Here is a 13,052-nt window from a genome sequence, read left to right as displayed (position 1 = left end):
TCTATGCCATATGCATTTGTTTTGGTTTTCTTTGTCTACTAAAGGCGCGGAGTGCTTTGAAGATGCGTCTTTCACCAAGGGAGAGAATAGCAACCATTATGATATCTGCAGGAATGTCAAAGGCAAAGGCTGTAGATAATAGAACGGCCCAATCTACGGTTTCGTTGAGGTACCAGTATAAAATGGCCGTTTTGTAAGTGAGACCGAAGAAGTATACGATGACAATACCTAAAAGATTCATGAGGAAATATTGTTTTTTAGTATGCACTGCATAGTTTTGGTGTACATAGGATAGAGCCCCAGCACAGAGGGCAAAGCCGATGAGGTATCCAAAGCTAGGCCGTAAAATATAGGATATACCGCCACCCCCAGCAAAGACTGGGATGCCTAAGAGACCCATTACTACATAGGCTGCAACCGCTCCAAATGCGTAGATTGGTGGTAGTAAAGCGGCGCCAAGTAATACGAAAGTAAATTGTAATGTGTAGTAATCAAAATAAGGCAACGGAATTTGAATACGTGCACCGACAGCGATGAGGGCGACAATGAGAGCGGCCCTAAATAACAACTTTGTTTGTTCCATAATGACCTCCTAATGTTAACTTCTTAATTCCCTGTGAGTTTACGTAATTAATCTAGATAGAGTATAATCTTTGTTTTAATCATTGTCAACTTTGAAAATAATTTAACGTTGACTAATTTCGTTTGAGGGGTATATACTACAATTGAATTTGTAAACTGTACATGTGATGCTAAGTTGTTAATCAATGGGAGGCAGATCAAATGAGTTGTAAAATGGATGGTATAGCAGCACAATCAATGGATAGTCATAAGACATTACCCGTATTATCTCAAAAGGGCGTATTTGTCATTGGTACGGATACGGATGTAGGGAAAACTTTCGTTACATCCTTGTTGGGCGTATTGGCTAAGGATGATGGATATTCGGTAGGAATGGTGAAACCCGTTGCTTCTGGTGCGATTCCAATGGCACAGAGTAGTCAATTTGATGAAGATAATATTATTCCTCGTGACGAAGCAATTATGGATGATACAGAGACGTTTGGAATTATTCATGCATCGCAATTAGAGAGTACGGATGCTACGATGTTGATGCAGGCTATAGGGGCTGGTGAGGATAGACGTAGTGAAGTGAACCCTTATGCATTGCCAGGGGAGTATTCTCCTAAACTAGCAGCTCGATTGGCAGGTGTGAAGATTCCTTATGATGAATTGGTTGAACACATTCATCACGTAGTTAATAAATATGATATTACCTTTGTAGAAGGTGCTGGTGGTGTTACTACACCCCTTACGGAAGATCGGACTTTCACAGATTTAGCAAAAGATAGTCAGCTACCGGCATTGCTTGTTGCAGATGGTCGGTTAGGTTCTATCAATCGAGTTATTTTGACGAAGGAGTATGCCGAACATCATGGTATTCACGTGAAAGGAATCATTGTGAATAATACGGCACAAGTGGAACCATTTTTGTTGCACACAAATATTGAGGATATGGAGCGGTATACGCATATTCCTGTGCTTGGTGTGATACCACCATTTGATGGCATTGATGCGTGGAACACTAAAGTGGAATGGGCTAGAGAATTTATCGATTCAAAGCATGTATGGCAAGTATTAGGTAATGAGTGAGGAGTGAAGTGTTGTGGTAACGTCCGGCGTAACAGAGCAAGTAGCAGCAAGAACAGAACAATTAGAATCCCCGGTATTAATATCCCAAGCGGCTAAATGGGATCATGAATTTGTGTGGCATCCATTTACACAAATGCAAGATTGGTTGCAACAAATTCCAGTAGTCATCGAGCGAGGTGAAGGAATTTATCTCATCGATGAGGACGGTAAGAAATATTATGATGGCGTATCCTCATTGTGGGTTAATATTCATGGACATAATCATCCAGATCTAAACAAGGCAATCATTGAGCAAGTGGGAAAAATTTCTCATAGTACATTGCTTGGATTGGTGAGTCCACCATCAGCACAGTTAGCGAAAGAGCTAGTAGATATCGCACCAGAGGGACTAGAAAAAGTGTTTTTCTCCGATGATGGTAGTACAGCTATCGAAGTAGCCTTGAAAATGGCCTATCAGTATCGCCAGCTTGTGGGGCAAACAAAAAAGACGAAATTTATTTCCCTTACGTCGGCGTATCACGGGGATACTTTGGGTACCGTTAGTGTAGGTGGTATTACTTTGTTCCATGAGGTATTCCATTCTTTACTATTTAAACCAATTTTGTTACCATCTCCAGGTATTTATAGAGATGTGGCGGATCGAGAACAAGCTTTTGAAGCGTCTCTACAGGAGTTAGAACGAATTTTACAAGACCAACATGAGGAAATTACAGCCCTCATTATGGAACCATTAGTACAAGCTGCAGCAGGGATGCTCGTCATGCCGGAGGGGTATTTAAAACGTGTTCGGGAATTGACAAAACAATATGATGTATTCCTCATTTTGGATGAGGTGGCCACTGGCTTTGGTCGTACTGGTAAAATGTTTGCTTGCGAAAACGAAAATGTGGCCCCAGATTTGATGACTTTATCGAAGGGGATTACTGGTGGATACATGCCGTTGGCAGCAACCTTAACGACTAAAAAAATATTTGATGCTTTTTTAGGCACTTTTGAGGAAAAGAAAACATTCTATCATGGTCATTCCTATACGGGGAATGCGTTGGCGTGTGCTGTAGCATTGGCATCGCTAGAGGTGTTTCGCAAGGAGCATGTTATTGATAATTTGCCACCTAAAATTGAGGCTATGGCCGATGCATTAAAATCTGTGGAAATACTAGCTCATGTGAAAGAAGTTCGTCAACGAGGTCTTATCGTAGGCATCGAGCTTGAAAAAGATGTGGCTAGTCATATCCCATACCATCCAAATGATGCGGTTGGTGCCAAGGTGGCCGTATTGGCGCGTACAAAAGGGCTCATTTGTCGGCCAATCGGCGATGTGGTGATTCTTATGCCACCACTTGCATCTACGGCTGAGGATATTCGTGATATGGTTCGTATTTTACATGAAAGTATCCAAGAGGCTACGGAAGTAGAGGGTATCTTGGCGGATATGAAACCAGTAATTCTGTAGTTAATAGGATTGAGTGGCGTTTAAGTTGACACTAGCTATCAAAAAAAATAATGGCTCATGATTTTTAGTTATAACTGCATATGCTTGTATTAATAATAGGTATTAGAGGAATATTTATTAACGTGACATTATAGGGGCAAGAAAGTTTTTACATTTGTTTAGTTATTTTGGATCCTTAGTATTGAAGAGTTAGTTCGACAAGGTCAAAAATATCTAACGATTTTGAGTGAAGTTAGTACTATGCCAGGTGGTAACTTTGACTTGGCACCATTGTTTAAAAATGGGCAAGTTAAAAAAATTTATCGGTGCTCATATTGGAACGAGCCCAGAATTATTGGAGCAATATGCAAAAGGTAATTTAGAGGTTGAGTTATATCCAATGGGAACATGGATTGAAAAGCTTCGTGCTGGTGGCGCTGGTTTGGGCGGTATTTTAACACCAACTGGTGTGGGGACGCTCATTGAAGAAGGTAAGCAAAAAATTAATATTGAGGGCAAGGATTACTTATTAGAAACGGCTCTCACTGCAGATTTTGCGCTAATTAAAGGCTATCAAGGCGATCCTATTGGTAACATTTCCTATCGTGGTGTTTCTATTAACTGTAATAAAGTAGCAGCTACAGCTGGTAAATATACTATTGCAGAGGTAAATGAAATCGTAGAAATGGATGTTATTGAACCAATTCGCGTAGGTACTCCGAGCGTATTCGTTAACGCAGTTGTACAAGGTAATCCATTAGATGTACAACATAAGATTTATAATGAACAATGGAATTCAATAGGTATATTAAAACATGAATAAGAGGTGGCTAGTATGAATGTTAGAGAAAAAATTGCTCGTCGTGCAGCCTTAGAACTTAGCGATGGCGAAGTGGTAAATTTAGGTTTTGGGATTCCTATTGAGGTTCCAAACTATTTAAAAGAAGGTATTTTTGTAAGTCTAGAAGCAGAAAATGGATGTCTTATGTCTGGCCCTACTCCATATTATGGAGAGGCAGATTCTGATAATGGTAATGCTGGTGGTCTAGCTATAACTCTTACATCCGGTGCGGCTATTTTTGACCTTGCAGATTCTTTTGGAATCATTCGTGGTGGACATGTGGATACAGCGATTCTTGGTTCTTTTGAAGTTGACCAAGAAGGCAATATTGCTAACTGGGCTATGAATGCTGCTGGTGGTAACTTAGCACCTGGTATGGGCGGTGCGATGGATCTCGTAACTGGGGCTCGTAAAATCGTAGTAACTATGCAACATACCGACAAAAAAGGCAATTCTAAGATTTTGAAACGCTGTCACTTAGCCCTCACAGGCATTGGTGTGGTAAATGTCATTATTACTGAAAGAGCTGTTTTCAAAGTTCAAGATGGCCCATTACTTTTGATTGAAAAAGATCCAGAATATACAGTGGAAGATATCATTGCTTGTACAGAGGCAGATATAGAAGTATCTCCAGATTTAGTGGATTACCGCATGAGTGGTATTAACGCATAAATAAATTTGAGCATAAAATTAGGACATAACTGATTGAATAGACAAATATCTGATTCAGTCGGTTATGTCCTTTTGTGTTCTTTAAAGTAACTTGGTATTATTGTGCTATTTTGAATGTTAAATTTTTGAAATGCTATTTATGATGTTTTTGGCACTCACTGCAGACACCATAAATTTCTAGATTATGACCAGTCACTTCAAATCCTGTATCCTCTAGATCATGTGGTGTAGATACTACCGGGCAGTTATGGAGGGGAATCATCCTGTGACACTCAGTACATACTGCGTAATGGCGATGTTGGTGGGGCGTAATTTCATATAATGCCATATCGCTATTGGAGAGAACGGTGCGAGTGACAAGCTGTTTTTCCACAAAAAAATCGAGTGTCCGATAAATGGTAGACATCCATACACTGTTGATGCCACCATCTTCACCTAGTCCAGTAGCAATTTCGGCAGCTGTTATTGGTTTTTGAGCCTGTGAAAGTACTTGCCAAATGCCTACACGTTGTTTAGTTTTCTTTATGCCTTCTGGCCAGTTAGTAGGTTCTAATATTGAATTCATTATATTACCTTCTTTACATATTAGTTATAGTTGGATAGATGATTATTAGTATTCTAGTGATGAAGATTAGGTGTATGTTGTCGCAATTTGTGTTGCATTTGTTTGGCCACTAGGACAACTAATAAAATTCCTACTGATGTGAGTGATACAAATCCACCAGGGGCTACATTTAAATAGTAGGACCCAGTAAGGCCTATGACCATGGATAATAAACTGAATCCCATGGAGTACAACAAGGTTTGTTTGAATCCTCGTTCTAGTTGGAGGGCAGATGCTACTGGTAAGGCAATCATGGCGCTTAATACGAGGACACCAACGATTTTAATAGAAATGGATACAGCAGCAGCCATTAAAATGGCGAATACATAGTTGATTATATCTACCTTAACACCAGCTACACGAGCGGCTTCTTCATCATAGGCAATGTACAGTAGTTGATTATACAATACATAGAGTGTGATGATGGACAATACTGTTAATAGAAAAATGCTGATCATATCTGCTGTAGTGACTGTTAAAATGCTGCCAAAGAAAAAAACATTGGCGTTAGCTTTCAGTTTACCGGAGCTGATGAGTGTAATGGCGGTGCCAATGCTGAGAGATAAAATAATAGTTAGAATTAGGTCTAAATGATGTGAGAAATATTTTCTCAAGAACTCGATGAGGGCGCCACAGATTGCAGTGAATATGAAAGCCCCCATAATGGGATTTGTGTTTAATAATAGACCCAACGTAATCCCTGCAAGAGAGGCATGGGACATAGTATCGCCAATCATGGAGGAGCGGCGAAGAACCATAAATATGCCTATACATGGGCATAGTAGGGAGATGCAAATGGCTACAAAGAATGCATTTTGCATAAATTCATAATTAAACATGGCAACTACACTCCTTTCCTGTATGATGCAGAATTTCGTGAGCGTATTGTTCAGGTGTACAGAGGTGGCCATTGCCGTGGGATAAGTGGAAAATCTTGGTTGAATTTGTTAGAGCTGCATCGAGATTGTGTTCTACTGAAAGTATTGTAATGCCTCTGTCTGTATTTAATTGTTTAAGGAGTGCATACATACTTTCTTGGCTTTTGGCATCGACGCCTGTAGATGGTTCATCGAGGATGATTAAATCGGGCTCTCCAATGAGGGAACGAGCAATGGAGATTCGCTGTGCCTGGCCTCCAGAGAGTTGGCCGATGAGTTTATCTGCGGCGAAGGTCATATGAGTTAACTCTAATACTCGATTTACTTCATTGGGGTCTTTAATATGTAGCAGTTTACGATAGGAATTTAATATTTCTCTAACTGTAATGGGAAATCCAGAATGGGAAAAATCATTTTTCTGGGAAACATAACGAATATTTTTAGTCTCCATGGTAATAGAGCCTTGTGTAGGTGTTAAAAATCCTAAAATGAGACGAAGTAGAGTACTTTTACCACAGCCATTTTCACCGACGATAGAAATGTAGTCGCCACGATGAATAGTGAGATTTAGGCCCTCAAAAACATAGGAGGGCTGTTGGTGGTATGAAAAATATAAATCTTTAACTTTTAACATGAACAATCCTTTTATGTTGACAAATTGCGTAGAATGATTATACTAATATATGTAAATGCAACTGTGTCGCAATTGCATTTCTATAGATTTAGTATAACATAAATAGAGAATACATCAAAGAATACGTGTAGTTTGGTAAAGGATAGTTGACCGGCCATTGTGTATTGATAGACGTAAATTGTGTGTATGCTGGGTCAATGAGTTGATATTACTTGTACTTACACGTATGTAATTGCGACAGTTGTATATTGATGTTGTTAGGAGGGATACTCATGATAAAGCGTTTAGTAGCAGTATTGTTTAGCGTATTTGCCTTGATTCTTGCTGTTGGTTGCGGTCAGAATAGTAATAGTAATACAACAAATAGTAAGGTAAAAGTTGTGACTAGTTTTAACGCCATGACAGAATTTGTACAGGCTGTTGGTGGTGATAAGGTTGAGGTTGCAACTATTATTCCAGACGGCACAGAACCACATGATTTTGAATTAAAAGCAGAGGATATTAAGTCCTTGAGCTCTGCCAAAGTATTTGTATATAACGGGCTAGGTATGGAGCCATGGGCAGAAAAAGCTATTGAATCTGCTAAAAACGATAAATTAGTCTCTGTTGTAGCATCTAAAGGTGTAGAGACTATTAAAAATACAGATGAAGAAGAAATCAAAGAGCATGGTGCTGAAGATCCTCATACTTGGTTGAGTTTAAAAAATGCAGTTATTGAAGTAAATAATGTGAAGGATGCATTGGTGAAAGCCGATCCATCTAATAAAGACTATTATGAAAAAAATGCAAAAGATTATGTGGCTAAACTAGAAGCCTTGCAAAAGGATTATGCTCAAAAATTTGCTACTGTAGCACATAAAGATTTTGTAACTGGTCATGCAGCCTTTGCGTATTTATGTCGCGATTTTGGCTTAGAGCAACAAAGTGTTGAAGACGTATTTGCTGAAGGTGAACCAAATGCAGCACAACTTGCTGAACTTGTTGAATTTGCTAAATCTCATGGTATTAAAACAATCTTTGCCGAAGAAATGGCAAGTCCAGAAGTATCTAAAACTTTAGCCGCTGAAGTAGGTGCTAAAGTAGAAACTATTTATACAATGGAAAGTAAAGAAGACGATAAATCTTACCTACAACGTATGGGAGATAATTTGTCCAAAATCTATGAAAGCTTAAAATAGGACTTACATTAAAATTCATACACGTATAAGTAAAAAACAGGTGCTCCTCGTGAGAGGGCACCTGTTTTTGCTTTCACAGATATAATTTTAGTAGACCTAATTGTTATAGAATCCCTTTAAGAAGCTGTGAAGGTTAAAAGTCCATTATAGAATGGCAGATCCCAATGGGAATACAGTTTTGCCAAATACCTTGTTTACGAGAACGGCACCACTACCGTAGAATCCCAATAAGGAGATGAATAGTTCGGACCAAGCAGCGAGACTAAAGAACCAAGTGCGGCCACCGAGAAATAAATCGGTAGCTAGACCGAAAAATAAAAAGCAAATAAGGAACATAATAGCAAATACAACCTTGTTTGTTTTGAGGGCGGCGATAGTACCAAAGATGGAGAAGATTAGGAATCCTACAAAGGCGAAAGCCAATTGTGTTACATCAAAACCTTTTGCTAATTCTGGGCCAAAGGCACCCATTTGAATAAGCCATACGCCGGCCATAGCAGACCAGAATAGACCGTATGCACCGAATACAACGGAGCCAAAGGGGTTATTTTTTTTGAAATCATAATAGCAAGCAATCATCTGGGCGAAGGAGCCTAATAATACTGCCCAAGGAATAATGACCGATGTAGTTGGACCAGACCATCCGACGCGGGAGGTAGATACAACAAAACATACAATTGCTAGACCTAATAAACCTAATCCTGTCGGATCAGCAACAGTCTCACTCATTTCAACTTTTCTAACTTGGTTTTCCATAAGAACCTCTTTTCTCCACTAGTTATGTGGACACAACTACATAATGCCATTATCTAGTATGATTATGTTCTAATATGATGTTTCGTTCAGTCCCTTAATTGACTTTAATACTAGATACAGCACTAATACACTATTGGTATAACTGTATCAAAAACTTAAGGTCATAATCAACGTTTTTGACATACTAGATATTCCTATAATTCATAATGTAGAGGTGGAGATTTCGAAGAAATTAGATAAGGATTATGGCAATAAGACTGATTTTGCAATGTTGAAAGTTCTAAATAACACCTCAATTTTGAATATATATAATGAAATTTTCATTTTTATAGAAATTTACTGTATTTTTGAGTGAGACCAATCTGTGCTACTAGGGTATAGGTATTGCAATTTTGGCATAACAGGAGTAGAATTATTTTCATAAATGCTGGTGTAGCTCAGTTGGAAGAGCAGTTGTTTCGTAAACAACAGGTCGACAGTTCAATCCTGCCCATCAGCTCCATTGAAAAATAAAGTAACCACTTGAGTATAGGGCTCTAGTGGTTACTTTTTATTTAGTGATTCAGTTTTATTTCGGTTCCCAACTCAACCAAAGAATTGTATCCTCCGTCTCATTGGTTACGATAGACTCTTTCGTGAATGGCGCCAAAGCTTCTTTTAGCTTGGCATATAGTTCTTCTTTGGTACCATCAAAATCATCCATGACACGTAACGCAAAGTACTCTACGGCTTTGTCGATATCAAGGGATTCTCTTTCAGTGGCAACCTGGTAGGTAGCTTCTACGTTCTGGCCAATAGTTTTAATATAATCAATAATGGCATCAGTATTAGCATCCATAGGAAGATCTTGTTTTGGTACAAAAATAGTACGCAAATACTCAACGATAGTATCCTTGCGGTCAGCAAAGGCTAATAATAGACATTTACCTTTACTTGCTTTTGTCATGGCTGCCAGATTATCGAAATCTAACATGACTGGACAGAAAATTGAATACACCAAATCAAAGGCGTGATCCCAATTTTGTGATTGCCGTAATTCTTCTGACCAAGGTCCAATAAAGAGGGTAAGAAGTGTTTGTTCTTTATCAGCAATTTGTTTAGCACCCTGTACCATACCTGTGGCTAGGTCAATGCCGTGTGCATGATAACCTTCTTGTGAAAGGCCTAAAGCATAGTCACCAACACCGCAACCAATATCTAATGTGCGAATGGATTCATTAGCTGGTACGGGTAATAGATTATGTTCATTAATGAATGCTAAGAAGTTTACAACTTGTTGTTTGCGATCCTCACGGTCATGTAAAGTAACGAAGAACTCAGAGCGAGTACTCCAAGATTGTTGTTCTTGGCCCCACTCTTTTTTAGAATAGGATAATTCAGTAATAGTAGTTTCTTTCATATATTCTCCAGTAGCGTATACGCTAATTATACTAATATAAATGAGATAAAACCTCATTTACTACTATAGTATGATATCTACCATAATAAATCAATAAAATTCGATATAAAATTTACCTATATAATTCATAGGCGCAACAAAAAGGAGGTCACCATGATGACCTCCTTTTTACGCCAGTAAACACTGGAAATATGTGATTGTTAAATGGTTATATACCCATTAATTTGTGGGTCTATGATTAGTAGAATAATACGAAGTTAGCCACAACCAATGTAATACAAGCGCCAATCATTGGGATAGCCGTGCGTTTTACCAAATCAAATGGGGAGATACCAGCCATACCAGATGCCACTACGATAACTGCTGTAATAGGAGAAATCGCACGGGCTGCACTGGCAATAAAGTGCATTGGAAGAATCATAACTACTGTAGCCACGCCTGTTTGTGCGGCGATATTTGGAACGAGGTTGGCGAATGCAAAGAATGGTGCATTACCAGAGCCCATAACTACAGAGGAGATAGCGATGATACTAATCATAACTAGAGTAATACCTACACCACCGAAACCTGATGTTTGAGAGCCTTGGATAAGAGCATCGATAGCACCGATAACCATAAGGCCTTTGGCAAATGTTTCACCAGCAACGATTAGGGAAATTACATTGGCCATTTGGTAGCCCATACCATCAAAGAAGATTTGAAGATCAGCGAGGGCTGCTTTGCCACTGCGAGTACGAATCCATTGGAATACCATACCAATACTTGTACCAACGAACATCGCTACGATGATATTCATTTTAATTGTAGTAATCCAAAGATCGGAGAAAGATAAAATTAATGCTAATGGAATAATAGGAAGAATTGCGTAGATAGCAGGTGCTTTATCTTCGATTTTGCTTTGATCTACATTATCTGTATTAACTGTTCCAGCTACTTGTGGTTGTACGATGTGGCCATCGCGTTTATCCATGTATTTTTGAGTCAAATAATGCAAGATAGCAACTACTGGGAACACGCATAAAGCAACAGGTACTTGGTAGGAATGCCAGTAGGTTACAGGATCGATGCCAGCAAGTTCAGCGGCGAAGATAGTACCTGTGTCACTAGGGCTCCAGTCCAAGCAAAGAGTTGTAGCGATAGCTGCAGTAGCAGATAGTTTACTTACACCAAGAGCAATTAGGATTGGGTACATAGTAACCATCAATAACATAGCCAAGCCAGACGCACTATTGATGGCCAAACCGATAACCATACCAAGAGCCCAGCAGGCACTCAATACTACGTATGGGGATTTTAATGCCAACAATGGTTTGATTGTTAAATTAACGAGGGCACGAGAGGCACCGATATGGTCCATGTAACGAGCAAAACCAGCAACGGCCATGATATTGAGACCTAGTTTTGCTGCACGGCTACTGAATATGGAACGAATGTATTCATACATATCAAAGAAAAAACTACCCGTTTGGGCTTTTGCCGCTAGTGGGGAATCATAGCCGAGTAAAATGGCAGTGGTCATAAGAATCATACCGCCTAACAATAGTACAGCTTGCGCTTTATACTTTTTGTAAATCAGCGTCCCTACCCAGAGGATGACAATCAGAGAAATCAGAATGTTCATAGTGAAAAACTCCTCTCACAACATGAGGCAATACTAGCACCAGATTTACGCCCCCAATGGTGAAAGTTGTACTTGCCTACTAAAAATAAATACAAATAATTTATATACATATAAATTATACAATAAAATGTCCTCTAGAGATACTATAAATTATAAATATGCATAATAAATATGATATATGTAGATAATAAAAAACTTCCATTACACGTTGGCAATGGAAGCTTTTAGTATTAAAGTAGACGTTTTGATTAAATATATTGTCGCGGTACTCGTTCCGAGAAACCACAAAATATCTCGTATGGAATTGTATTAGCTAATGCTGCAATTTCAAGGGCAGTGATGCTTTCATGTCCTTGGGCACCGAGGAGAACGACCTTGTCACCAGGGACAACGGTAAGTTCGTCAGGAATAGCTACCATAAATTGATCCATACACACTCGGCCCACTACTGGGCAACGCGTACCATGGATCAGTACAGAACCTCGGTTAGACAAACTGCGCGGATAGCCATCAGCATAGCCCATTGGAATAGTAGCAATCGTCATAGGGCGCGGTGTTACATAGGTACTACCGTAACCAATTCCTTCACCAGCGGGTAAGTGCTGCACGTGTACAACCTCACTATGAAGTGAGAGAACTGGTTTTAATCCTAATCGGTTTGGCACATCGAGAGAAGGCATAATGCCATATTGAATGATGCCAGGACGGGCATCTGTAAAAAGACTATCCTTAACGGAAAGTAAGCCTGCGCTATTGGCGAGGGAAAAACGATATTCTTCATCTGGACGAAAGGCGCGGATAGCATCAACCATGGCATGAAATTTTTGAGCCTGTCCATGGGCATGGCTTTGGTCTGCCGCATCGGCATTCGACATATGGGAGAAGAAACCATCAATATGTAAATTTGGATATTGATCGATGTGTTTGATGAAGTCTATGGCATTGTCTGGATTAATACCGATACGGTGCATCCCCGTATCTACTGCTACGGCGAGCTCAATAGTTATATCATGATTATCAGCTACCTTTTGAAGTGCTTCAAAGTCGGTGCTTTCACAAACGGCAGGGATACAATTGGTATCCGCTACGAGTTCAAAGGATTGAGGGCGAGTCAAACCGAGCAGGTAAATTGGTACCATGATACCGGCATTACGAAGAGGGACAACCTCCTCAGGTATAGCCACAGCAAGGGATTCATAGCCCTCCTCAACAGCAATACGGCCCATCATGACACTACCGTGGCCATAACCGTTGGCTTTGATAACCGCGGTGCTGGTGCTCCATTCGGGTAAGCTATCTTTGATTTTGCGCAAATTCTCACGAACAAGTGAGGTGTTTATTGTTAAATAGGTAGGTCTCATAATGACTCCTAATTATTTAAAAT

General features: G+C 39.5%; 13 protein-coding genes and 1 tRNA gene. 6 read left to right on the top strand and 8 right to left on the bottom strand.

Annotated features, from left to right (window positions below):
* Window position 1: 1 nt before the first annotated feature.
* Window positions 2-583: a biotin transporter BioY gene (locus RVY80_RS01335; RefSeq protein WP_295190156.1), complete on the bottom strand. Its 582-nt coding sequence runs from the start codon at window positions 581-583 to the stop codon at window positions 2-4.
* A gap of 236 nt (window positions 584-819) precedes the next feature.
* Between RVY80_RS01335 and bioD the strand changes: the two genes are divergently transcribed.
* From bioD to RVY80_RS01315, 4 genes are all read left to right on the top strand, one after another.
* Window positions 820-1,653, top strand: a complete 834-nt coding sequence (gene bioD / locus RVY80_RS01330) for a dethiobiotin synthase (protein WP_317329383.1) — start codon at window positions 820-822, stop codon at window positions 1,651-1,653.
* 79 nt (window positions 1,654-1,732) lie between these two features.
* On the top strand, window positions 1,733-3,106 hold the full coding sequence (gene bioA / locus RVY80_RS01325; RefSeq protein WP_310746079.1) for an adenosylmethionine--8-amino-7-oxononanoate transaminase: 1,374 nt from the start codon (window positions 1,733-1,735) through the stop codon (window positions 3,104-3,106).
* Window positions 3,107-3,332: 226 nt separating this feature from the next.
* Window positions 3,333-3,908 (top strand): CoA transferase subunit A, encoded by a 576-nt coding sequence (locus RVY80_RS01320; protein ID WP_317329337.1) that lies wholly within the window; start codon window positions 3,333-3,335, stop codon window positions 3,906-3,908.
* A 12-nt stretch (window positions 3,909-3,920) separates the two neighbouring features.
* Window positions 3,921-4,598, top strand: a complete 678-nt coding sequence (locus RVY80_RS01315; RefSeq protein WP_317329336.1) for a 3-oxoacid CoA-transferase subunit B — start codon at window positions 3,921-3,923, stop codon at window positions 4,596-4,598.
* Between the two features lie 133 nt (window positions 4,599-4,731).
* Here RVY80_RS01315 and RVY80_RS01310 read toward each other — a convergent pair whose 3' ends face one another.
* Genes RVY80_RS01310 through RVY80_RS01300 form a run of 3 tightly spaced genes read right to left on the bottom strand, consistent with a single transcriptional unit; the run spans window position 4,732 to window position 6,714 of the window.
* Window positions 4,732-5,163, bottom strand: a complete 432-nt coding sequence (locus tag RVY80_RS01310; RefSeq protein ID WP_295190169.1) for a Fur family transcriptional regulator — start codon at window positions 5,161-5,163, stop codon at window positions 4,732-4,734.
* 53 nt (window positions 5,164-5,216) lie between these two features.
* Entirely contained in the window at window positions 5,217-6,041 is an 825-nt protein-coding gene (locus tag RVY80_RS01305; RefSeq protein WP_317329334.1) for a metal ABC transporter permease, read from the bottom strand.
* Window positions 6,034-6,714: a metal ABC transporter ATP-binding protein gene (locus RVY80_RS01300; protein ID WP_295193548.1), complete on the bottom strand. Its 681-nt coding sequence runs from the start codon at window positions 6,712-6,714 to the stop codon at window positions 6,034-6,036. Before RVY80_RS01300 ends, RVY80_RS01305 begins: the two co-directional genes overlap by 8 nt.
* A gap of 272 nt (window positions 6,715-6,986) precedes the next feature.
* Between RVY80_RS01300 and RVY80_RS01295 the strand changes: the two genes are divergently transcribed.
* Window positions 6,987-7,892 (top strand): metal ABC transporter substrate-binding protein, encoded by a 906-nt coding sequence (locus RVY80_RS01295; protein WP_317329333.1) that lies wholly within the window; start codon window positions 6,987-6,989, stop codon window positions 7,890-7,892.
* 144 nt (window positions 7,893-8,036) lie between these two features.
* On the opposite strand, the gene RVY80_RS01290 is transcribed toward RVY80_RS01295, so the two are convergent.
* Entirely contained in the window at window positions 8,037-8,648 is a 612-nt protein-coding gene (locus RVY80_RS01290) for an acetate uptake transporter (RefSeq protein WP_317329332.1), read from the bottom strand.
* Window positions 8,649-9,074: 426 nt separating this feature from the next.
* Between RVY80_RS01290 and RVY80_RS01285 the strand changes: the two genes are divergently transcribed.
* Window positions 9,075-9,150, top strand: a tRNA-Thr gene (locus RVY80_RS01285).
* Between the two features lie 66 nt (window positions 9,151-9,216).
* On the opposite strand, the gene RVY80_RS01280 is transcribed toward RVY80_RS01285, so the two are convergent.
* From RVY80_RS01280 to alr, 3 genes are all read right to left on the bottom strand, one after another.
* Window positions 9,217-10,047, bottom strand: a complete 831-nt coding sequence (locus RVY80_RS01280) for a class I SAM-dependent methyltransferase (protein WP_317329330.1) — start codon at window positions 10,045-10,047, stop codon at window positions 9,217-9,219.
* 238 nt (window positions 10,048-10,285) lie between these two features.
* The gene (dcuC, locus tag RVY80_RS01275; protein WP_317329329.1) at window positions 10,286-11,668 is read right to left on the bottom strand and encodes a C4-dicarboxylate transporter DcuC; all 1,383 of its coding nucleotides are present in this window, start codon (window positions 11,666-11,668) and stop codon (window positions 10,286-10,288) included.
* A 248-nt stretch (window positions 11,669-11,916) separates the two neighbouring features.
* Window positions 11,917-13,029, bottom strand: a complete 1,113-nt coding sequence (alr, locus tag RVY80_RS01270; RefSeq protein ID WP_295190190.1) for an alanine racemase — start codon at window positions 13,027-13,029, stop codon at window positions 11,917-11,919.
* Between the last annotated feature and the right edge of the window lie 23 nt (window positions 13,030-13,052).

Origin of the sequence: Veillonella absiana (assembly GCF_032970865.1) — a bacterium.
GTDB classification, from domain to species: domain Bacteria; phylum Bacillota; class Negativicutes; order Veillonellales; family Veillonellaceae; genus Veillonella; species Veillonella absiana.
This window is presented reverse-complemented; position numbering and strand designations above follow the sequence as displayed.